The sequence below is a fragment of the Lentibacillus kapialis genome (assembly GCF_014646635.1).
Classification (GTDB): Bacteria; Bacillota; Bacilli; order Bacillales; family Amphibacillaceae; genus Lentibacillus; species Lentibacillus kapialis.
The window spans coordinates 13,466-34,889 of sequence record NZ_BMNQ01000018.1; the positions used below are offsets into that span (position 1 = coordinate 13,466).

Sequence of the window (21,424 nt, forward strand, 5' to 3'; positions counted from 1 at the left end):
CTTTATTCTAATTTGGCAGTGTGCGGATGATTTCTTTTACAAACTTGAGAAAGTCTTCACGCACCTGTTTGGTTGTCTCAATCACTTCGTTGTGTGTCAGCGGCTGATCAAGAATACCGGCCGCCATATTGGATATGCAAGAGATGCCCAGTACGCGCAAACCCGAGTGTCCTGAAACAATCACTTCCGGAACAGTTGACATACCGACAGCATCTCCGCCAAGTGTCCGGAGCATGTTGATTTCTGCCGGTGTCTCATATGCTGGACCGGTGTTGCCGACATATACGCCTTCCTGTACTGTTAAGCCTAATGTTGATGCGCAGTCTTTTGCGTGCCGCAGATAAGCTTTATCATATACGTGTGACATATCCGGAAAGCGTTCACCGAGCGTTTCATCATTTGGCCCGAGCAGCGGATTATCCCCCATGTTATTGATATGATCTGTGATCAGCATTAAATCACCAGGGTTAAATACCTTATTGATGCCGCCGGCTGCGTTGGTAACAATGATTGAATCAATTCCCAGTTTTTTCATCACCCTTACCGGAAATGTTACTTGCTTCATTGAATAGCCTTCATAATAATGAAAGCGCCCCTGCATCGCAATTACCTGTCTACCTTCCAGTTTCCCTGTTACAAGCTGCCCTTTGTGTCCCGATACGGTTGATTCCGGAAAATGCGGTATGTCTTTATAAGAAAATGTAACCGGATTATCGATTTCATCTGCTAAAACACCAAGTCCCGATCCTAGAATAAGACCAATGGCAGGACCGCTTGAGGATTTCTTGTTTATATATGAAGCTGCTTCTGTAATAGCTGTCTGATTCACGGTATCTCTCCCCCTTATTTGATATCATTCAAAAAGCTTTTTCCGTGTTCAGGCATTTTAATGTTAAAGTTGTCGGAAATCGTGGCACCAATATCAGCGAATGTTTCTCTTAGAGCAAGCTCAGTTCCTTGATCCATGTTTGTATGATAAACGAGCAGCGGTACGTATTCGCGTGTGTGATCTGTTCCGTGGTGAATCGGATCGTTTCCATGATCTGCGGTAATAATCAGCAAATCATCTTCGTTCAGGCGATTCATTACTTCCGGAAGTCGTTTATCAAATGCCTCAAGGGCTTTCCCGTAGCCTTCGGGGTCACGTCTGTGCCCATACTTGGCATCAAAGTCAACCAAATTCAAAAAATTTAATCCTGTAAAATCGTTTGCCATCGAATCGATCAATTTGGTCATCCCATCTTCATTATCTGTTGTGCGAATGGCTTCTGTGACACCCTCATCATCATAAATATCTGATATTTTACCAAGGGCAATCACGTCATAATCAGCATCTTCCAGTTCATTCATCACTGTCCTGCCGAAAGGCTTTAATGCATAGTCATGACGGTTGGACGTGCGTTTAAAAGCTTCTGGTTCACCCACAAAAGGTCTTGCAATGACACGACCGACCATATAGTTCTCATCCAGTGTCAGTTCGCGGGCGATTTCACAAATATGGTATAGTTCTTTTAATGGTACAACGTCTTCATGTGCAGCAATCTGTAAAACAGAATCTGCTGATGTATAAACGATCAATGCGCCGGTTTCCATATGATCCTTTCCTAATTCCTCGATAATGGCCGTACCTGATGCAGGTTTATTGCCGATAATTTTTCTACCTGTTTTTGTTTCCAGATCAGCAATCAGTTCATCCGGAAAACCATCTGGAAATGTGCGGAAAGGCTGCTGGATATTTAAACCCATGATTTCCCAATGGCCTGTCATCGTATCTTTACCATTGGAAGCTTCCTGCATTTTTGTATAGTGGGCTTTTGGCGATGTAGCTTTTTCAATTCCCTGTATCTTTCTGATATTGCTGAGCCCTAATTTCCCCATATTCGGCATGGTCAGGCCATTCATCTGTTCTGCAATATGTCCTAAAGTATCAGCCCCTTCGTCATTAAACGCTGTTGCGTCGGGGGCCTCTCCAATACCCACGGAATCCATTACAATTAAAAATATACGTTTGAATTGTTGCATAAACATCAATACCTCCTACAGCTGTTTTTCCCTGTTTTATGTTGCAGTATGCCATTATCTTTTTTGCTGTATGATGTCTGACGACTACAACGGCAAAAAAACGACGTTTCCCTGTTATGTGTTGCCTATTATTTGGCTGCCGGCCAGACTAGGCACGCGGATGATACGATTGATAAATATCTTTTAATCTGGCTTTTGTGATATGTGTATAAATTTGTGTTGTGGAAATATCGGAATGCCCGAGCATTTCCTGAACAGATCGTAAATCCGCACCATTTTCCAATAAATGGGTAGCAAATGAATGCCTCAGGGTATGTGGTGTGATTGTTTTATGGATTCCGGCATCACGGGTAATCGCTTTTAATATTTTCCAAAAACCTTGACGGGACAATGGTCTTCCATGCTGATTAACAAATAGCGCATTTTTATCCTGTTTGCGTTTGACAAGAGTTGTCCGGGCGTCCTGTAAGTAATCATCCATCGCTTTTTTAGCCATATCCCCAAGCGGGACAATTCTTTCTTTCGATCCCTTTCCCATGCATCGCACAAATCCCATCGTTAAATGAAGGTCGCTTACTTTCAGGCCGACCAATTCCGAAACTCGCAATCCCGTAGCATACATTAGTTCAAGCATGGCTTTATTCCGGATCATCAAAGGAGTGCTCCCACCGGTTGACAATAAAGCCTCTACATCCTTTGATGTTAGCGTAGAAGGCAGTTTTTGTTCTCTTTTAGGTGTTTCAATATGTATGCTTGCATCATGTTTGACAATCTGTTCCCGAATCAAAAAATGATGGAAAGATCGGATTGAGGAAATCGCTCTGGCAATTGTTGCCGGTGATTTATTTTCTTCCTTAAGTGTGGATAGGAACCCTGTAATGTCAATTCGGCCTATCTCGATCCAGTCTGATTTATGGCGTACGTTATTCAGAAAATATATATAGTTTTTCAAATCACGCTGATATGATTTTAATGTGTTGTCTGTTGCCCCGCGTTCGACTGTTAAATAGTGGACAAAATCTTCAAAAGCGGGTTTTAGCATAATTTTACTCCCCTAAGCGAAAAAATAAGTTAAGCCGATCCACGAAACTTCCATCTTCAGACTCAGAAACTTTTACTGACGGTCCTTGCGGCGGATCGTACCGGTGAAATTGCTCATATTCAGCATGCATATACCGCAAACCAAAGTAGAATAGACATGTACACCCTATAAAAAGAATAATTATTTTCAGGGTATCCCGGAACAACTGTACCATTTGCTCCCACCTCTTTTTGCATATCTGCCGTGAACTGTTCAACAACAAGACATCGCTCGTTTATTAAACCATATCACTAGTAAAGATATGCTGAAAAAGGTTAATAATATACATGGTATTATGATGTTATTCTATCATCCTACCACCAAAATACCGTATTTTCTTATAAAAGTAAATTAGCGGCCAAATAGAGTAAAAAACCTTTTTTCTCAGTAAGAAAAAAGGTGTTCCTTTCATGTCATTATCTTGCTGATTGAACTGCCGCTTCCTGGCACTGTTTGCAAACTCCGTGGAATGTCAATCGATGATCCTCCACTTGAAAACGGAAATCTTTCTCAACTATCTTTTCAACGTCACCAAGAAGATCATCCACTATTTCTTCAACAGAACCGCATTCCATACATACAAGATGATGATGAAAATGCTCAGCTCCCTCTTTGCGCAGATCGTAGCGTGAAACACCATCACCAAAATTTATCTTATCGACAATTTTCAATTCTGATAATAATTCCAGTGTACGATACACTGTAGCAAGGCCAATTTCAGGCGCCTTTTCTTTAACCAGTAGATAGACATCTTCAGCACTTAAGTGATCTTCTTCTCGTTCCAGAAGCACTCTGAGTGTGGCTTCCCGTTGTGGAGTAAGCTTATAACTTTGAGCATGGAGCTGTTTTTTTATCCGTTCAATTCGATGTTCCATGGCAAGTCTCCTCCCTATAATCCCCAATTTCATTATATGCGGCCAGATGGAGCGTGTCAAAATATAATCATTATAATTTGTTATTTATAATTGTTATTATATAATATTTATTACTCTTTATAAAGGGATTTTATTAACAATTCCATTGCTTCATTTGACACATATGCCTCCAGGGCCGCCGCCGCCAATGAAAACACCATCAATGAAGCGAACAATACTGCATATTTGCCGAATGACTGAAGCACTGGCTGGGAGATGCGCCATGAAAAAAGCTTTCTTAATAGTATCATTGAGAAAATCATGGATAAGCTGCCCGCGACAATATAAATGGGTATTACCAGCAAATTCTGCGGTGCAATTGAAATCGAAGCCAAAAATAGTCCATTCGCTCCGAGCTGGTTAACCATGAAGCCAACCGAAAAGCCAACGACCAAGCCTTTTAAAAACAATAAAATCCAGATAACCGGAAGACCTATAACCGAAAGTCCTAATACGAACAAGATAAAAAGATACTTCACATGGTATAAAAGACTGCTCTTCAGCACCTCGCTGCTGTTTGTTCGCTCTTCTTCACTAATATCACCAAAAAAGCGTTCCAAGTAGAAGAACAAATCCTGCTTTTGAACAAAATTCATGCTGTTGACAATAATAGCACCAAAAATAATACCGGTCAGAAATAGGATTGTCATAAAAATATAGATGACAGCATGCTCTTTCACATGGTCGATTAACAGAGTTCGTTTGTTATACATCAGAATCCTCCATCATGCATAATTTCATTTCTTCAGGCTGTTTTTAAATGCCTCTAATAGAAACTATGAAGAATTCCATGTAAAAATACCAATTTATTTTTGACACTCAGCATTAAGTGGTTGTGACAGATCCATACTTTCCGCCACCGCCGGCTTTGATGGATAACTTTCCCTCTCTCATATCTATGATGGAAGATGCTAGTTTTTCAGGCACAACTTCGCTTAGATCATCCAGAGATGCATAATGAATCACATTCATTTCTGTCTGGAAATGTTCCAGCAGCTTTTTAAATGTCTTAGGTCCGAGCTTCGGCAGGTACTCCAATGGAACCTGATATAAATAAGGCGGCCTGTTCTTATTTATATCATCAGTGCTTTTTAGCTCCTGAATTCGGTCGAACACACCTTTGATGACTTTCTTCGATCCGCACTGATGGCATTTGACAGCATCGGCAGCGAGTGGCTCGAGGCATTGACTGCAAACGGTTGTATAATATTTTCCCAAGTGAGGATTCATACCAAAGTTCCGCTTAATTCGCCGCCCGTCTACATTATGCAACGCCCGGTAAAATTCGTTGAATGAGGGTTCTTCCATTGTTATTTGCTGGTATTCCCTGGCAATCTTCGGGAGTGAATGGGCGTCGGAATTTGATAAAAATGTAAAATCATGCAGTTCACTGATTTGATCAGCCATAGCCGTATCTGAACTTAGTCCCAGCTCAATACCGTCAATCAAATCCGGATCAAGCACTTCGCGTAATGAATGATGCACCCCTTTTCCATACATACTTTTAAATGGTGTAAACACGTGTGCAGGTATAAATATGCCGGCCAGTTCTTTTACTTTATACTGTAGTTCTCTTGCCGTTCCATAATAGCGCTGTGAACTTAATGTAATGTTTTTCATTTTAGTCGTCAGCCATTCTGAGAACTTTTCGATGACGCTCAGAGTTGGAAAAAAACATAAAACATGAAGCGGACCCTGGCAGTTTTCATCATAAATTTCAATTTCAGAACCAAGTATTAAGGTCACATTTTCAAAACGAATACCCCCATCATGCAGTTCATGAGCGTATCCCACTCTTATGAGCTCTTTTATTTCCTGCTGGACGGCCGGAGCATGACTGTCAATGACACCAACCATATGGATGCCTTTATTTCGACTGGCTTCCTTTAAAACGTTTGTCAGGGTTAATGTGTTGGCACCTGTGATTTTGACAGGGTTATTATATATATCGCGGCCGATGTGAATATGCATATCGGCAAAAAACGATGTCAGCATTTGTTACATCCTTTCAAGTGTTTCTAAGTAAAGTACTGCATAGTTTGTCTTAGCGTCATGTATTCGTTTGTTTTTAACGTATTGTTTCGCCTCCTCCAGTGTCAATTCGACCAGTTCGATAAATTCATCATCATCACCGGTTGCCGGATATCCCACCAATTCCAGGTTTTTGGCCAGGTAAAGGTGCATCATTTCATCTGCAAATCCGGGTGATGTATAAAACGATGCTACAAATGCCATAGGCTCCCTCACAGTATAACCTGTTTCTTCCTCTAATTCGCGCTTTGCGGTCACTTTCGGTGCTTCCCCTTCTTCCAGTTTACCGGCAGGAATTTCCACCAATGATTGTTCCAGCGGTTTTCTGTATTGTTCAACAAACACAATTTTATTCTCTTTTGTGATCGGAATCACCCCTACCGCACCCGGGTGTTTAATGAGCTCACGCTTGGACGTTTCACCATCAGGAAGTACAACATCATCCACTTGCAGTTTAACGACCTTGCCATCATATATTTTTTCCGTATGAGTGGTTTTTTCTTCAAATTTTTTCATTAGGATCATTCCTTTTTTCATGGCTATTCTCTATTCTATCATATCTTAATAGTTGTATTTGCTGCTATTTATTTTCTACAATAGAATAAGACCAATGATATTGGAGGCAGATACGATGGAAAAAAATCAGCTTGGGCAATCCGACATTTATGTTTCTGGGCTGACATTGGGGTGCATGTCACTTGGAACGGACAGCCAAAAAGCAAGTGACATTATCGAGCGTGCATTGGATGCCGGTGTCAATCATCTGGATACTGCGGATCTGTATGACTTTGGGCAAAATGAAGAGATTGTCGGTAATGCTATAAAGGGTAAACGGGATCAGGTTATTTTAACCACAAAAGTCGGCAACAACTTTAATAAACAAAAACGGGACTGGTTTTGGGACCCTTCCAGAGAACATATTGAAAATGGCGTTAAAGACAGCCTACATCGTTTAGGCACTGATTATATTGATTTGTATATGCTGCACGGCGGCACGATTGACGATCCAATCAATGAATCCATTGAAGCGTTTGAAAATCTAAAAAAAGAAGGGCTTATCCGTGCTTACGGGATTTCATCCATCAGACCGAATGTTATTCGTGAATATGTGCAGCGTTCAAACATTGATGCCGTTATGATGCAATACAATATGCTGGACCGCCGGCCGGAAGAAGACATATTGGACCTTCTCCAAAAAAACAGGGCCAGTGTCCTGGCACGGGGACCGTTGGCAAAAGGAATGCTCAGTAATCGGGCGGTTGAACAAATTGAGCGGAAAGGTCAAGATGGTTTTCTCGATTATTCGTATGATGAACTGAAAATCATTCAGCAAAAGCTAGGGAAAATGACGGATGAGAATTCAATGAACGCCCTTGCATTAAATTACGTTTTGAAACATCCCGCTGTGGCAAGTGCTGTATTTGGTGCAAGTTCCGTCAACCAGGTTGACGACAATACCAGCTTTAATTTGACCCTGACAGATGATGCATACAGGAATATACAGCGTATAACAAAATCAATCCAATATACGAATCACCGTTAAATTTCCTTTCAATACCATAATCGAAACGAAATCGGGATAAGGGGCATGAAAAGTTACTTTTTCATGCCCCTTTTCGTAATGTCAGAAAGTATAAATGATGGATGACCTTATAGAGGTTGTTCAAAAAGTCCGGTAAACATGACACTTCGAATTTCTTCGTTGGCTTGTTTCTCCGCTCCTTGGAAAAGAAAAACACTTTTCCTGCGTGCGAAGCGGATTCAGGGTAGCATTACTTGTGCTCATGTATCTAAAGGCATACCCTTTCGCTACTCGAAACTGCGCCGTCTCGAACTTCTTGGTCCTTTTTATCCTCCTTTTTGAACACGCACTTATAAGAAAAACTTCGGTATCCACTATAAGATGAAGTGAATGCCGCGTTTTTCTAATGTCTGGATACGAACATTATTCTCCTGAATTCCATTAATTTACATTGATAATACAACATGTAAAACATATAATAACAGAACAGACGTTCTATTTTAATGAGGTGAGTTCTATGGACTATTCCAGCTATCCACGGAATGATGTTTTGTGTATTGATATGCGTTCTTTTTACGCAAGTGTTGAAGCGGTTAAACGAGGACTTGATCCGATGACGGTCCAGCTGGCCGTCGTGGGGGATCTAAGCCGATCCGGTAGCATCGTTCTCGCCGCCTCTCCGACTTTGAAGAAAAAACATGGCATCAGTAATGTAAGCCGGTTTTTCGAATTGCCCAGGGATCGGGATATCATCATAGCCCCGGCGCATATGGCTGACTATTTACAGGTATCGATGGAAATTACCAAATTGATAAATCAATATGTCCCAAAAGAAGCCATCCACCAATATTCAGTTGATGAAGTTTGGGTAACGGTCAATGGACTGGATAAGTTGTTCGGCAGCAGGTGGCAAGTGGCAAACGCTATCAAACAGGATATTTTTGAAAGTTTTGGAATCACCTGCTCTATCGGCATAGGTGATAATAAATTTCTGGCTAAAGTGATTATGGATCTGTATGCTAAGAAACACGGCGTAGCGGAATGCACATATGAAGACGTCCGGGAAAAATTGTGGCCATTTCCAGTTCAGGAGATTTGGGGGATCGGCCGGCGGATGCAGCGCAACTTAAACCGTATGGGAGTTGTGACACTCGGACAACTGGCGGAATTCCCTCTGAAACTGCTGACAAAACGGTTTGGCATTATAGGAGAGCAGCTTTATTGGCATGCGTGGGGAGTCGATTTGAGCCCTGTTTTCGGCAATTTTACCAAAATGGAGCAGAAAGGTTTCGGCCATGGAATCTCTTTATTGCGTGATTATTCCGCTAATGAAACCGCTATTTGTATTCTTGATTTATGCGAGGAGGCATGTCGGCGGGCAAGAGGCGCCAACAAAGTCGGTAAAACCATTCACCTCGGCATCTCATACGCCAAGGAAACAGGCGGGGGCTTCAGTCGCTCGCAATCTGTCAGTCTGCCGACCAATATAACCATGGATATGTATGATGTCTGCATGCAGTTATTCAATGAATTTTACGATGGTTTCAGTGATATCCGGCATGTTTATGTAACACTTGACAATCTGCATGAAGATGCCGAAACCCAATTGGATCTTTTCGATAACAGGCCGAAGAAAAAAGATATTGGCTATGTTATGGACGCAATCCGGAATAAATACGGTTCCACTGCCATACTTCGGGCTACAAGCTACACTGATGCAGGCATCACCATCGGGCGGAGCAGCAAAATCGGCGGGCATCAGGCATAACATGTGTTCCAAAATAGGAACAACGGCGCGGGGCGCTGGAGCCGGCCGTGGCAATATTCGACAAAGCCTCGATAAAAATTTTATGGTTTCTTAACTTATAAAAAATCGGCAAATGTATGATTCAAGCGCTATTTAACGCCATTATAAACATAACTTCCATCGCTTAATGTTTTAGTAATAAACCCTCCATCTTCAAGATAATCCAGCTGACCGATTGTTTCAGACATGGTCAGGCTCAGCTGACTTTCATATTGTTTTGGAAAAAGCTCCTTGCAAAGTTCAAATGGTGTTTGTGCTTTTGCCATTAAGGACTCGTATGCTATATGTGCACGCTGTTCCTGTCTCTGCAGACGCGCACGAATCAGATCATACGCATTCGTAAAGATCTCCCCGTGGCCGGGATAAACTGTTCGGATGTTGAGTGACTGGCATTTGACTAAGTTGCCGCGGTATTGCAGCATTGGCTTTGGTCGCACCTTTGTATCTCCAATCGGCGGTTCCAGTAGCGGATTCGGCGAGATATGCTTGAGCAAATGGTCTCCTCCGATAAACGCCCCATCATGTTCACGGCGAAACGATAAATGGCTTTGTGCATGACCTTTTGTTTCGAAAACATGCCAATCTTCATGCCCGGGAAGTGCATCCCCTTCTTCCAGCGTAACCGTCAGATTCCCCTTTCCTGCAAATTGCAGTGTGCCGTGCAATTCATCAGAGCCTGGTATTAATTCTTCCGGCACGCCGGAAGTAGTAAACAATTGCCGGAAAAATTTTTCATATTGATCGAAATACGCTTCATTCCGTGTCAGCCATAGGTCAACATTTTGGTGTGCAGCGATTGTTTCAGCACACGGAAACTCTTCAATTAAACCAACGTGATCTGGATGATGATGGGTTAAGATAATCTGTTCAATGTCATTAGGCGCATACCCCAATTCGTTTAATTGTGCTTTTAAAGCTTCCCATCCCTCTTTCGTTTTAACACCGGCATCGATAAGTGACAGTGTGTCGCCTTTAAGCAGATAGACATGTACATCACCAACTGCAAACGGTGTTGGAATGGTCATTTGAGTGATTGTTTTGTCCAGTACCTTCATATTTGACAGCCTCCAAAATGAATAACGATTCAGTTTATGATGGCTATTATATACCTTCCTCATGAAAAAGTCACACAATGGTTGTTTAGACAAACGGTGATTCGCTTCGTAAACTTCCTTCAATTGACTTACGATGAAAAATAAAACACAATCAGATAAGAGGTGAGTTTCTTGTCAACGAAAATTTTCGCACATCGCGGCGCCAGCAAACAGGCGCCAGAAAATACAATGGCCGCCTTCACTCTTGCTTATCAGCACGGTGCAGACGGTATCGAAACAGATGTCCATCTGACACGAGATCATATTCCGGTTTTAATCCATGATGAACATGTCAAGCGAACAACCAGTAGCACCGGTTACATAAAAGATTTTACATATCGGCAATTGCAGAAGCTTGATGCAGGCTCCTGGTTTTCCTCTGAATTTGCCGGATTACGTATTATACCATTGGATGAATTTCTCGAATGGATTTATGATAAGCCATTGTATTTAAATATTGAATTGAAAAATAATAAAATAGATTATAATGACTTGGAAAGTATTGTTTATGATAGGATATTACATTATGACCTATTGCATCGTACGATATTGTCAACGTTTAATCCAAGAAGCCTTAACAAGTTAAACTATCTGAACCGAGATATCAATACAGCGTTATTAACAACAAAACGCGGCAAAAACCTTGTATCTGCTGCCCAAGAATTAGGGGCGAATGCGGTTCATATCAAATACCGGCTGCTCAATCAGTTTCTGGTTGATAAATGCCATCATGAAGCTATGGGTGTCCGTGTGTATACGGTGAACAGACCGAGACAAATGCTGCGCTGTTTTGCCGTGGGATGTGATGCAATTTTTACGGATGTCCCTGACAGGGCAATCCGTTTTCGGAATCAATTTACTAATCAATGAAATAGTGAATGTCAGTTGAACAGAATCGAATCTTTACGGGCAGCTGACTCCTTGCTGTCTGTTGAGACGGGATAAATCAGGAGGGATCATGTGACCAAATTATTTTCACCAATCGAATTTAATCGTGTCGAGCTCAAAAACCGGATTGTCATGTCACCAATGTGCATGTATTCCTGTGTGGAACAGGACGGTAAAATAACACCTTTTCATGAAACACATTACATCTCCCGGGCGGTTGGCCAGGCAGGGCTTATTATGACCGAAGCAACGGCTGTTGTACCGGAAGGGCGTATTTCGCATGAGGATGTGGGTATCTGGGATGACGAACATATTGAAGGGCTGAAACGATTAAATGAACAGCTGCACAGGTATGGTGCCAAAACCGGTATTCAGCTTGCCCATGCGGGCCGAAAAGCACGGCTCGATTCGGAGATATTTGCCCCTTCACCACTTGCATTCGGCGAATCATCGAAAACACCGGTGGAGATGACAAAAGCAGATATCAGTAATACGATCAAAGCATTCAAAGATGGAGCTGAGCGTGCCCAAAAAGCCGGTTTCGATATTATTGAGCTTCATGGTGCACACGGCTATTTAATCAATCAATTTCTATCACCAATGACCAACAAACGTCATGATGAGTATGGCGGAAGCAGAAAAAACCGTTACCGCTTTATGTCACAGCTGATTGAGGCCGTCAAGACCGTATGGGAAGGTCCTTTGTTTGCACGCATATCAACAAATGAATATGACCCTAACGGTAACACACTCGATGACATCCTTTATTTTGCCGGACAAATGAAACAACAAGGCATCGATCTGATTGACTGCAGTTCGGGCGGTGTTGTCCCGGCAGCCGTTAAGCGATATCCGGGTTACCAGCTGAAGCGCTGCGAAACCATCAAGCAGGAAGCATCTCTTCCCACAGGGGCAGTTGGATTGATAACGACAGGTATTCAGGCAGAAGAAATTCTACAAAATGACCGTGCTGATCTAGTGCTGATCGGACGAGCTCTGCTGCGCAACCCATATTGGGCAAAAGCTGTTGCTGATGAGTTAAATGAGACGCTTCCTGCACCACATCAATACGAACGGGGTTGGCAATAATGGAACTTGTTTTTCTTGGGACCGGTTCAGGTGTCCCCTCCAAAGAACGAAATGTATCGGCAATCGCTTTAAAACTGTTGCAGGAACAAAACAGCATCTGGCTGTTTGATTGTGGGGAAGCAACGCAGCACCAAATTTTACACACACGTATCAAACCGCGTAAAATAACGAAAATCTTTATAACCCACCTGCATGGTGACCATATTTTCGGATTGCCCGGACTGTTAAGCAGCCGCTCGTTTCAAGGGGGTAACGACCTTTTAACTATTTATGGGCCTGAAGGAATCAAAGACTACATTGAAACAAGTCTGGCGGTCAGCGGAACAACACTTACCTATCCCCTTTCAATTATCGAATTTACAGAAGGGTTGTTAGTTGAGGATGAACAATTTTGTATTTCATGTAAAAAGCTTGAACATGGTATCCCCAGTTATGGTTTTAGGATTTCTGAAAAAGATAAACCTGGCAGACTTCTCGTCGAAAAGTTAAAAGAGGCGGGAATCGAACCAGGTCCAATATACCAGCAAATTAAGGAAAATGATGTTGTCCACACAGATGATGGCCAGTTAATCCACCGTGATCACTACCTTGGTCCACCGAAACGAGGACGCGTCGTTACCATAATGGGTGATACGCGTTCACCGGAAAAAACGATGTCCTTTGTTCGTGATTCTAATGTTTTAGTGCATGAGGCAACATTTGGCCATGAAAAAGAGACGTTGGCAAAAGCCTATTTTCATTCAACAACGAAACAGGCAGCCGCTCTTGCTAAAAGTAGTAATACGGATAAACTAATACTGACGCATATTTCCTCACGTTATCAACAAGGGGATGATCGTAAGCTACTGGATGAAGCCCGCCATATTTTTCCAAATACAGAGCTTGCATGCGATTTCCGTCAGATAAACATTGAATCTAAATAGGAGGCGTTTATTGTATGGGAAAGCTGGAAGCAAAAGAAATCGTCAATCGGCAGCGATCATTTTTTCACACGGGTAAAACCATGGACTATGCATTTCGAAAAGAACAACTGACTTCACTGAAAAATATGCTTAAGGGATATGAGCAGGAAATTTACCATGCGTTAAAAAATGATTTGAATAAATCTGAATATGAAGCTTTTACAACCGAATTGGGATTTTTATACACTGAAATAGACTTTGCTTTGAAACATCTAAAGGATTGGATGAAGCCGGAAAAAGCCGAAACACCGCTCACTCACAAAGGAAGCAAAAGCTATATCAGGAAGGAACCTTATGGTGTCGCGCTTATCATCGCACCATGGAATTACCCGCTGCATTTGGCGATTGCACCCGCAATCGGCGCTATAGCGGCAGGAAATACGGTGGTATTGAAACCATCCGAGATCACGCGGTCGACGTCTGCCATTCTTGCAGATATGATTCAGTCAACATTTGATTCGTCTTTTGTTACCGTTGTCGAAGGTGCTAAAGACGTCAGTCAGCAATTACTGGAACAACGATGGGACTACATCTTTTTTACCGGCGGTGCACATGTCGGCAAAATTGTTATGGAACAAGCAAGCAAACACTTGACACCGGTCACACTGGAATTGGGGGGCAAGAGCCCTGCCATTGTTGATACGGATGCTAAAATTGACCTTGCTGCCAAACGAATTGTCTGGGGCAAATTCACAAACGCCGGACAAACTTGTGTTGCACCAGATTATGTATACGTGCATGAGAAAGTGAAGTTAAAATTGCTAAGAGCAATGAAGAAACATATCAAATCGCTTTATGGCAAAAAACCGATCCAAAATTATGATTATGTCCGAATAGTCGGTAAACAGCATTTTAACCGGCTTAATGCTTTTATGACGGATGGCGAAATAATCCATGGCGGTGAGGCAGATGAGGATAAACTGTCTATTGAGCCGACCATCCTAGACAAAATAAGCTGGGATAACGCCATTATGCAGGAGGAAATTTTCGGACCGCTGCTGCCAATCATAACGTTCAGATCGCTTGATGATGTCATTTCAGAAATGAAGGAGATGGAAAAACCGCTCGCACTATATTATTTTGGTGAAAACGAACAGAAACAGCAGTTAGTCATGACAAATGTATCGTTTGGCGGCGGATGCATTAATGATACACTCTACCATCTTGCCAATCCCCATCTACCGTTTGGAGGCACTGGCAATAGTGGTATGGGTGCATATCATGGCAAGTATAGCTTTGATACATTTTCACATCAGAAAAGTATCCTGAAGCAGACAACTAAATTTGACATTCCGTTCAGGTATCCCGGCGGTCAAGTGGCTAAAGCCATTCTCAGTCGTCTCATGAAATGATATGGGCGCTCCTGATAATCGATTATCAGGAGCGCTCACTCTTTAAAATCATCCAGAAAGTCTTTTTGGAAGCTTGTCCGTGGCTTGTCTTCCCTATCGTCATTCCGCAACTGTTTGAAGATGTCTTTCCCGTATTTTTGTGACAAATTATCAATCGCTTGATACAATTTTTCCTTTCCGGCTTCTTGTTCATAAGTGAACAAATCGAGCTGTTTGGCAATATTCTTTTTTTCATCAACATCTTGGACGGTTATGCCTAAAAGTCTGATGGGTTCGAGATTCCAATGTTTTTGAAACAATTCATTGGCAAATTGAAGTATGTCTGATTTATTTTCAATAAAATGGTGCAGTTTTTTACTTCGTGTAATTGTTTTATGGTCATGATATCTGATCATGATCTGCACACTCTGCCCCGCTGCTTGTTTTCGTTTCATACGGCGCTCGACATTTTCAGCGAGCTGATGCATCAATTTGCGGATCTCTGCTTCATCGATTGTGTCTTCCGCCAGTGTCTGGGAGCTGCCGATACTTTTAAACTCATGCACTGCATCCGGATCAACCGGACGCATATCCACCCCATTTGCCTTGTTCTGAAGTCTTTCTCCATTAATACCGAGTAGTTGCTTCAGCTGATAAGCATCACCATTAGCAAGATCCCCGATTGTGCTGATGTTGAACGTGCGCAATTTTTCAGCTGTCTTTTCGCCAACACCGTACATTTCTTCAATTTTAAGCGGCCAAAGCTTCTCATTGATGTCCCGTTTCCGCAAAATCGTGATGCCCATCGGTTTTTTCATGTCTGAAGCCATTTTCGCGAGAAATTTGTTTGGCGCGATGCCAATGCTGCAAGGAAGATCCAGTTCATTGCTGATTTTTCTTTGAAGGTTTTGAGCAATTTCAATCGGGCTTCCGTGTTTTTCAGTGCCGGTTACATCCATGTAACCTTCATCAATGGAAACAGGCTGAACATATGACGTTATCCCGGCGAGTATTTGAAATATTTCCTTCGAAGCAGTCCTGTATCGGTCAAAATTCGGACGCAAAACGATTAATTCAGGACAAAGTCTTCGCGCCTCCCATAATTGCATCGTGGTCTTAACACCTTTGGCTCTTGCCTCATAGCTGCTTGTGACGACAATCCCTTTCCGTTCTTCCGGATTGCCGGCTATCGCAAGCGGTTTGCCTTTTAATTTTGGGTCATAGGCCACTTCAACCGAAGCGTAAAATGAGTTCATATCGACATGAAAAATGACCTTCCCTTTTTTTGGATACCATTGTGACATTGCTAGACATCCTTTAACCATGATTACTCTCATTATATCATTCAGTGAACCTTCCCGCCCAAATCAAGATTTCAGCAGGGAACTTCCCGCGATTTTTACTGCCGACAAAGGATGTCATCATTCGAACTCCCACTCATCTTTCAGGATCAGATACAGAGTAAGCAGTGTATCTTCTATTTCTCTAATAGTCATATTTTCAAGCTTTAATCCGATTTTCGGAAAAATAACCGAGGCTAATCTTTTCGTCAGCTCTTTCCGTTCAGTATCCTCTAATTGCAATAGCCGTTCACTATATTTTTTCAATAAATTCCATTCTTTCATTTCAAATGACCGGACTATCCAATCGTCAATTGACAGACTTTCCTTAGTAAGACCTCTGGATTTAATTTCTTTTTCAATCGAAGCATCTTTTACCGTTTTCTTAATGTTTCGCTCATGTACAACGATGGTACCGGCTACAATATCACCTAAACGTTTATGTCTTGAATGAATAAAAACCATGATAATACCTGTCAAATAAGCAGTCGGGAGTATATCGATAATTCGGAGCAAATTACGGATCAGACTTGCGAGCAACGTAATACTATGCCCATTATCCTGAATAACTCGAATATTCAATATGTGCTTGCCCAGTGTTTTTCCGCTGAAAAAATATTCACCTACAAAAAAATAGCCCCAATAAACAACAAATATAAGAATGATTGTAATAGCCAGTGGGAGAGTTGAGTCCGTCAAAAATGAAGTGAAACCGGACTGCGTGATGAAAACTAAACAAAGAATCAATGCAATATTAAATGCTGTCAACAGGATTTGATCAATTATCATGGCACCTCCCCTGCTGCCCAGACCGGCCAATTTAAATTTAAGTGATACAAATTCCGGTGTTTTAACAAATGCTTCTTCTTGATTCATCATTTCTTGCTCCTTTTTATATGTATAAGAAGGTGGGACATAAGGTCAGAAACTTTGTCCCGCCATTTGAGGGTTTCATTTACTGCCATGACGAATTATAATAGATTAAGATAGTCATAACGTCTTGAAAGAAGGTGTGGTCTTGAACATCAGACAGTTTATCAAAGCGAATCGTGATGACTGGAAGGAACTGGAACAATACATAAATATGCTTGACAAAAATAAGCGAAACCTGTCCGGGAGTGACATTGACCAATTCAACCGGCTTTATCAAAAATCAGCTCAGCATCTGTCCTATAGTCAAACTTATTTTCCGAATGAAGATGTTACGGCTTATTTGAACGAATTGATGGCAAAAGCTCACAATTTGTTATACAAAGATCAAGTATCCAGCTGCCGGCAAATTCGCACATTTTTCAGCACAGTGTTCATTGGGCTTCTGCTGGAACAATGGAAGGCTGTTATTATAGCCTTGCTCTTGTTTGCAGCGGGCGCATTTGCCGCTTTTCTGTCTGTGCTCGATGACCCACTCAATCTTTATTCTCTGCTGCCGGAAGAAGTGGCGCAATCGGTTAATCCCGAACAGCTCACTTCAAATAGCAATACGGTAAATGCCCCGTTGATGTCTGCTTCCATTATGACAAATAATATCCAGGTAGCATTCCTTGCATTTGCAGGGGGCATCACGTTCGGAATACTGACAGTTTATATCATGGTATCAAACGGTATTATGGTTGGTGCTCTTGCCGGATTGTACTGGCATTACAACAGTTCTTATGAATTCTGGGCCTTCATTGTTCCACACGGTGTTATTGAACTGACGGCTATTTTCATCGCAGGCGGTGCCGGTCTGCTGATGGGTTATAAACTGTTGGCACCAGGACCATTATCGCGCGCATATCAATTAAAAAAACAGGCAAAACGCTCCGTCCAACTTCTGCTTGGCACCATGCCGCTCTTTATTATCGCTGGTATTATTGAGGGGTTCATCACCCCTGCTTCCTTATCCATGGAAGCAAAATACGCCCTTGCAAGCCTTACTTTAATTGGCTTAATACTTTATGTTATCAGCGGAAAGATGCTGCTTCGGAAAAGTAATGCTAAAGCAATTCTTCATTCATAGTGCGGATATAGCGCGAAACGGCTGTTGAGGTAAGATGCTCTTCCTTGGCTTCCACCATGGACAACCCTTGTTTTTCCCAGTTTGTCTTTTTCCGTTTTTTGAATTGTATTTGTTGCTGGGCGATACTTTTGACCATAGCAGTTTTCGTACTGTCCGGTACCCGCTGCGTCGCTTTCAGAATGATTTCGTCTTCGATTCCAATCATCAAAAACAAATGCCGCTGACGCAGGCGCTTTAAATGGTGCAGTACTGTATCTTCATACAAAAATGTTTGGATATCGCTGAACAGGAGAATCAGACTTCGTTTTTTCAGAGAAGCTGATAAATAATTGAAAGCTGCCGAATAATTGGCTTCGCTCGCTTCTACATTCAAATTATATATGGTTTGTAAAATCTTTTGTAAATGCTTCATGCCTTTATCAGGAGGGATAAACTGTTGAATGCCGCTGGAAAACGCAAGCACTGCAACATAGTCACCATTATCCAGTGCTGCTGCAGCAGTTGTCACAGCAGCCTCCAATGACTTTTCAAGCCGGTTGCCTGTTTTAAGTTCGGCCCCCATCATTCGTCCGCAATCGATCAGGATTGTAACATATTTTCCATGCTCGGGTTGGTACTCATTGGTCATGATTTGCTGCAATTTTGCAGTTTGACGCCAGTTGATTTTTCTTGGATCATCACCAATAACATAGTTGCGAATCTGAGCGAATTCCCCTGTCACAGCATGCTGTTTCTTGATTTCTGTTCCCTCATGCAACAAAAACCGCTGCGGGCTTTCCAGGTATCGCTTTGTTTCAGTTAAATCAGGAATGACTTTTACGTTCTGCTTTATGACAGTAGCCATCTGTTTTTCCCAAAGTCCAAAAATACTCCTGTAACGAATGAAAAGTTTGCTTATATCATATTTCCCTCTTACCGGAGCAGTGACCTGATAAGACAGTACAGAAGTCTGCTGTGCCTCAACCGATTCCTCCAAAGGGAACGGTGCCCGGAACGATTGCGGCAGTCCATCAATCAGTCGAATCTCGCATGATTTAGTTGATGCATTCGCAATCTCTATTTGTACAGAGTATGCGATACCCCGTTCCAATTCTTCAGGAATCTTCCGGTTAAATGATAAATCCTCTCTTTTAGGTAATAACATTAAATCAAGCAGACTGATTAAAAAAACGAGTCCATTACTCGAGAAAAGCCATGCCCACGACAATGTTGAGAAGACAGTCATTACAGCTAAAATGGCGGAAAATACGAAAAATAATCCGAGCATCCGTCTTCCTGGCAGGATGCCCCTATCGCGGAACAGAAACCGTTCCGACAAGCTCTTCAATAATGTCATCGAGGCCAACTCCCTCCAATTCCATATGCGGGGCTAACTGAAGGCGGTGCCGCAGTGCCGGTTTGGCAACCGTTTTGATATCATCAGGGGTTACATAATCCCGACTTGTCAGATATGCCCAGCTTCGCGCAGTCTTGGCAATGGAAATCGCCGCGCGAGTACTTGCACCAAAACGGAAAGCTTCCATATCCCGTGTTTGTCGTATAATTTGCATAATATATGTAAAAATATCATCGTTCAGTGTAATTGATGCCACTTCTTGCCGTATTGACAGAAAAGCTGCTTTATCGATTGCCGGGTCGACTGCCGTCCGGTCTTGTGCGCCCTCCATTACTTGTTTTAATACACTTTTCTCCTCTTCAAATGCAGGGAAGTCAATATTCAATTTTAATAAAAACCGGTCCTGCTGAGCTTCTGGCAATGGGTATGTCCCTTCAAATTCAATCGGGTTCTGGGTAGCCACAACAAAAAAGATATCGGCAAGCGGATATGTCTTCCCTTGAATGGTTACTTGCTTTTCCGCCATTGCCTCCAATAAGGCAGCTTGCGTTTTAGCTGGTGTACGGTTAATTTCATCTGCCAGAATTATATTTGAAAAAATGGGTCCTTTTATCGTTTGAAAGCTATTATTCTGCATGTTGTAAATGGTGCTGCCTGTAATATCGCTCGGAAGCAAATCGGGTGTGAACTGGATTCGATTAAAGGTTCCGTCTAATAGATCTGCCAGCGTCCGTACCATTTGCGTTTTTCCAGTACCCGGAACACCTTCGATTAACACATGGCCATCTGCTATAACAGCAGATAACAAGAGTTTCAGATTCAAGGATTGTCCAAGAATTCGCTCTTCATATTTTTGTATTAATGATGCCAGCTCATTCCTCACTGTTCTTCAACCTCTTTTCGTAATTGATCTATTTTTTTCGACCAAGACACATATGTTTTTTTGCTTATACGTCTCTGATGTAACACATTTAATAATCCATTTATAAATTGCTTCACATCCAAATCTGATACCAGTTTACTTTCTAATTGTTCTTGAATGGTTGACCAATCTTTATGATACGAAATCCCCCAGCGTTCCTGCAAAAGCAATCTCACATAGTCAGCTTGCCCTTGTAATGAATCAATATAAAGTTTGTTTTTTTGGTACCATGCCGCCAGTGCCTGGATACGTTCATCACTAAATCGGACTGTTTCTTCTCTTGGAATTACCATAGGACCGAAACGTTTGCCTTTAAACCATAGCCAGATAACGGCAAATAGAATAGCCTGAAACCCTATAACAAGTAGCCAGTCGGGATAAACGGTTGTTAAAGATGGAGCATTTTTCGAACTATGTATATACTCGTCAATATAAATCGTTTCCCATTCCGTTTGGGATCGCACAAGGGAAAGAATCAATTCCAAATGGTCCTGTTCCAAAATATTCTCATTTGTAATCCACTCAGGTGCTACAGCTGTTATTAACTTTCCCTTCTCAAACGTCTTTTCTACTGCTATGGCACCGACATTATCATTTAATAGAACGTCATCAACGTTATTAGTATCAAGTCGAAATGTCGAATTTATATCAGCCGCATATTCATTCCCCTCTTGCCCCATTACACTGCCTGAGTTCTCCTGTCCAGTTAACGTTTCAATGTCAAACATCCCCTCAGGGTTTGTGTTCAATAGCAGAATTGTGTTTCCGGATTCCATAAAGGAAATGTAGTTCTGCATCTCTTCTGTAGCAGGAATGAAAGATGGTTCAACCATGATTAACAGTCGATTATTATCTTGTCTTTCAAGCAGATCAGGCGGGTGATGCCATCTTTCAGCGGCATTCGTTTGATTGTCCATATATGTATAAAAAGCCTTTATGCCCGTTGGTGACGGTGAATCTGATACGTATGCGGGGTACCTTTCGGGCGTCTCCGGTGTTGCTGCATAGTTGATACTGATAAACAACAGAAGAGCGGCAGCCAACCAAATCAGTGATCTTTTGCTTGTTGTCCTTGTCTGCAAGCTT

Annotated in this window: 21 protein-coding genes; 7 read left to right on the top strand and 14 right to left on the bottom strand. The window is 42.0% G+C overall.

Annotated elements, in window-relative coordinates; genetic code table 11:
• Positions 1–7: 7 nt before the first annotated feature.
• From IEW67_RS08220 to IEW67_RS08255, 8 genes are all read right to left on the bottom strand, one after another.
• Positions 8–829 carry a purine-nucleoside phosphorylase gene (locus tag IEW67_RS08220; protein WP_188632586.1) on the bottom strand — a complete coding sequence of 274 codons (822 nt, stop codon included), beginning with the start codon at positions 827–829 and terminating at the stop codon, positions 8–10.
• A 14-nt stretch (positions 830–843) separates the two neighbouring features.
• Entirely contained in the window at positions 844–2,022 is a 1,179-nt protein-coding gene (gene deoB / locus IEW67_RS08225) for a phosphopentomutase (protein WP_188632587.1), read from the bottom strand.
• Between the two features lie 148 nt (positions 2,023–2,170).
• Positions 2,171–3,064, bottom strand: coding sequence for a site-specific tyrosine recombinase XerD (xerD, locus tag IEW67_RS08230; RefSeq protein ID WP_188632588.1), 894 nt, complete (start codon positions 3,062–3,064; stop codon positions 2,171–2,173).
• A 4-nt stretch (positions 3,065–3,068) separates the two neighbouring features.
• Positions 3,069–3,278 (bottom strand): YqzK family protein, encoded by a 210-nt coding sequence (locus IEW67_RS08235; protein WP_188632589.1) that lies wholly within the window; start codon positions 3,276–3,278, stop codon positions 3,069–3,071.
• A 241-nt stretch (positions 3,279–3,519) separates the two neighbouring features.
• Positions 3,520–3,978 carry a ferric iron uptake transcriptional regulator gene (fur, locus tag IEW67_RS08240; protein ID WP_188632590.1) on the bottom strand — a complete coding sequence of 153 codons (459 nt, stop codon included), beginning with the start codon at positions 3,976–3,978 and terminating at the stop codon, positions 3,520–3,522.
• Between the two features lie 110 nt (positions 3,979–4,088).
• A complete protein-coding gene (gene spoIIM, locus IEW67_RS08245) occupies positions 4,089–4,730 on the bottom strand; it encodes a stage II sporulation protein M (protein ID WP_188632591.1) in 642 nt (213 codons plus the stop codon).
• 112 nt (positions 4,731–4,842) lie between these two features.
• Positions 4,843–6,012: an endonuclease Q family protein gene (locus IEW67_RS08250; protein ID WP_188632592.1), complete on the bottom strand. Its 1,170-nt coding sequence runs from the start codon at positions 6,010–6,012 to the stop codon at positions 4,843–4,845.
• A gap of 3 nt (positions 6,013–6,015) precedes the next feature.
• The gene (locus IEW67_RS08255) at positions 6,016–6,564 is read right to left on the bottom strand and encodes an NUDIX hydrolase (protein WP_188632593.1); all 549 of its coding nucleotides are present in this window, start codon (positions 6,562–6,564) and stop codon (positions 6,016–6,018) included.
• A gap of 115 nt (positions 6,565–6,679) precedes the next feature.
• On the opposite strand from IEW67_RS08255, the gene IEW67_RS08260 reads away from it, so the two are divergent.
• Together IEW67_RS08260 and IEW67_RS08265 are read left to right on the top strand one after the other, a co-directional pair.
• Positions 6,680–7,591: an aldo/keto reductase gene (locus IEW67_RS08260; RefSeq protein WP_188632594.1), complete on the top strand. Its 912-nt coding sequence runs from the start codon at positions 6,680–6,682 to the stop codon at positions 7,589–7,591.
• 496 nt (positions 7,592–8,087) lie between these two features.
• The gene (locus tag IEW67_RS08265) at positions 8,088–9,338 is read left to right on the top strand and encodes a Y-family DNA polymerase (protein WP_188632595.1); all 1,251 of its coding nucleotides are present in this window, start codon (positions 8,088–8,090) and stop codon (positions 9,336–9,338) included.
• A 128-nt stretch (positions 9,339–9,466) separates the two neighbouring features.
• Here IEW67_RS08265 and IEW67_RS08270 read toward each other — a convergent pair whose 3' ends face one another.
• Complete coding sequence (locus tag IEW67_RS08270; RefSeq protein ID WP_188632596.1) at positions 9,467–10,432, bottom strand: MBL fold metallo-hydrolase; 966 nt, start codon at positions 10,430–10,432, stop codon at positions 9,467–9,469.
• Positions 10,433–10,603: 171 nt separating this feature from the next.
• Here IEW67_RS08270 and IEW67_RS08275 point away from each other — a divergent pair, with 171 nt between their 5' ends.
• From IEW67_RS08275 to IEW67_RS08290, 4 genes are all read left to right on the top strand, one after another.
• Positions 10,604–11,341 (top strand): glycerophosphodiester phosphodiesterase, encoded by a 738-nt coding sequence (locus IEW67_RS08275; RefSeq protein ID WP_188632597.1) that lies wholly within the window; start codon positions 10,604–10,606, stop codon positions 11,339–11,341.
• A gap of 90 nt (positions 11,342–11,431) precedes the next feature.
• The gene (namA, locus tag IEW67_RS08280; RefSeq protein ID WP_188632598.1) at positions 11,432–12,448 is read left to right on the top strand and encodes an NADPH dehydrogenase NamA; all 1,017 of its coding nucleotides are present in this window, start codon (positions 11,432–11,434) and stop codon (positions 12,446–12,448) included.
• Entirely contained in the window at positions 12,448–13,371 is a 924-nt protein-coding gene (gene rnz, locus IEW67_RS08285; RefSeq protein ID WP_188632599.1) for a ribonuclease Z, read from the top strand. The genes namA and rnz overlap by 1 nt, the downstream gene beginning before the upstream one ends.
• 14 nt (positions 13,372–13,385) lie before the next feature.
• A complete protein-coding gene (locus IEW67_RS08290) occupies positions 13,386–14,762 on the top strand; it encodes an aldehyde dehydrogenase (protein ID WP_188632600.1) in 1,377 nt (458 codons plus the stop codon).
• Positions 14,763–14,797: 35 nt separating this feature from the next.
• Here the strand turns inward: IEW67_RS08290 and IEW67_RS08295 are convergent, their stop codons facing one another.
• Positions 14,798–16,045, bottom strand: coding sequence for a DNA polymerase IV (locus tag IEW67_RS08295; RefSeq protein WP_188632601.1), 1,248 nt, complete (start codon positions 16,043–16,045; stop codon positions 14,798–14,800).
• A 117-nt stretch (positions 16,046–16,162) separates the two neighbouring features.
• Positions 16,163–16,960 carry an RDD family protein gene (locus IEW67_RS08300; RefSeq protein WP_308430721.1) on the bottom strand — a complete coding sequence of 266 codons (798 nt, stop codon included), beginning with the start codon at positions 16,958–16,960 and terminating at the stop codon, positions 16,163–16,165.
• 139 nt (positions 16,961–17,099) lie between these two features.
• Here IEW67_RS08300 and IEW67_RS08305 point away from each other — a divergent pair, with 139 nt between their 5' ends.
• On the top strand, positions 17,100–18,080 hold the full coding sequence (locus tag IEW67_RS08305) for a stage II sporulation protein M (protein ID WP_188632602.1): 981 nt from the start codon (positions 17,100–17,102) through the stop codon (positions 18,078–18,080).
• On the opposite strand, the gene IEW67_RS08310 is transcribed toward IEW67_RS08305, so the two are convergent.
• From IEW67_RS08310 to IEW67_RS08320, 3 genes are read right to left on the bottom strand one after another with little or no spacing between them, the layout of a single operon-like run.
• Positions 18,058–19,416 carry a DUF58 domain-containing protein gene (locus IEW67_RS08310; protein WP_188632603.1) on the bottom strand — a complete coding sequence of 453 codons (1,359 nt, stop codon included), beginning with the start codon at positions 19,414–19,416 and terminating at the stop codon, positions 18,058–18,060. The genes IEW67_RS08305 and IEW67_RS08310 overlap by 23 nt on opposite strands.
• Complete coding sequence (locus IEW67_RS08315) at positions 19,370–20,299, bottom strand: AAA family ATPase (protein WP_188632604.1); 930 nt, start codon at positions 20,297–20,299, stop codon at positions 19,370–19,372. Before IEW67_RS08315 ends, IEW67_RS08310 begins: the two co-directional genes overlap by 47 nt.
• Entirely contained in the window at positions 20,296–21,420 is a 1,125-nt protein-coding gene (locus IEW67_RS08320; RefSeq protein WP_188632605.1) for a DUF4350 domain-containing protein, read from the bottom strand. The genes IEW67_RS08315 and IEW67_RS08320 overlap by 4 nt, the downstream gene beginning before the upstream one ends.
• Positions 21,421–21,424: the final 4 nt, after the last annotated feature.

Excerpts from the sequence above, each read along its gene's own strand:
- deoB (WP_188632587.1), bottom strand. The coding sequence starts at position 2,022 with ATGCAACAATTCAAACGTATATTTTTAATTGTAATGGATTCCGTGGGT.
- xerD (WP_188632588.1), bottom strand. The coding sequence starts at position 3,064 with ATGCTAAAACCCGCTTTTGAAGATTTTGTCCACTATTTAACAGTCGAA.
- IEW67_RS08235 (WP_188632589.1), bottom strand. The coding sequence starts at position 3,278 with ATGGTACAGTTGTTCCGGGATACCCTGAAAATAATTATTCTTTTTATA.
- fur (WP_188632590.1), bottom strand. The coding sequence starts at position 3,978 with ATGGAACATCGAATTGAACGGATAAAAAAACAGCTCCATGCTCAAAGT.
- spoIIM (WP_188632591.1), bottom strand. The coding sequence starts at position 4,730 with ATGTATAACAAACGAACTCTGTTAATCGACCATGTGAAAGAGCATGCT.
- IEW67_RS08250 (WP_188632592.1), bottom strand. The coding sequence starts at position 6,012 with ATGCTGACATCGTTTTTTGCCGATATGCATATTCACATCGGCCGCGAT.
- IEW67_RS08255 (WP_188632593.1), bottom strand. The coding sequence starts at position 6,564 with ATGAAAAAATTTGAAGAAAAAACCACTCATACGGAAAAAATATATGAT.
- IEW67_RS08260 (WP_188632594.1), top strand. The coding sequence starts at position 6,680 with ATGGAAAAAAATCAGCTTGGGCAATCCGACATTTATGTTTCTGGGCTG.
- IEW67_RS08265 (WP_188632595.1), top strand. The coding sequence starts at position 8,088 with ATGGACTATTCCAGCTATCCACGGAATGATGTTTTGTGTATTGATATG.
- IEW67_RS08270 (WP_188632596.1), bottom strand. The coding sequence starts at position 10,432 with ATGAAGGTACTGGACAAAACAATCACTCAAATGACCATTCCAACACCG.
- rnz (WP_188632599.1), top strand. The coding sequence starts at position 12,448 with ATGGAACTTGTTTTTCTTGGGACCGGTTCAGGTGTCCCCTCCAAAGAA.
- IEW67_RS08290 (WP_188632600.1), top strand. The coding sequence starts at position 13,386 with ATGGGAAAGCTGGAAGCAAAAGAAATCGTCAATCGGCAGCGATCATTT.
- IEW67_RS08295 (WP_188632601.1), bottom strand. The coding sequence starts at position 16,045 with ATGTCACAATGGTATCCAAAAAAAGGGAAGGTCATTTTTCATGTCGAT.
- IEW67_RS08300 (WP_308430721.1), bottom strand. The coding sequence starts at position 16,960 with ATGATGAATCAAGAAGAAGCATTTGTTAAAACACCGGAATTTGTATCA.
- IEW67_RS08310 (WP_188632603.1), bottom strand. The coding sequence starts at position 19,416 with ATGACATTATTGAAGAGCTTGTCGGAACGGTTTCTGTTCCGCGATAGG.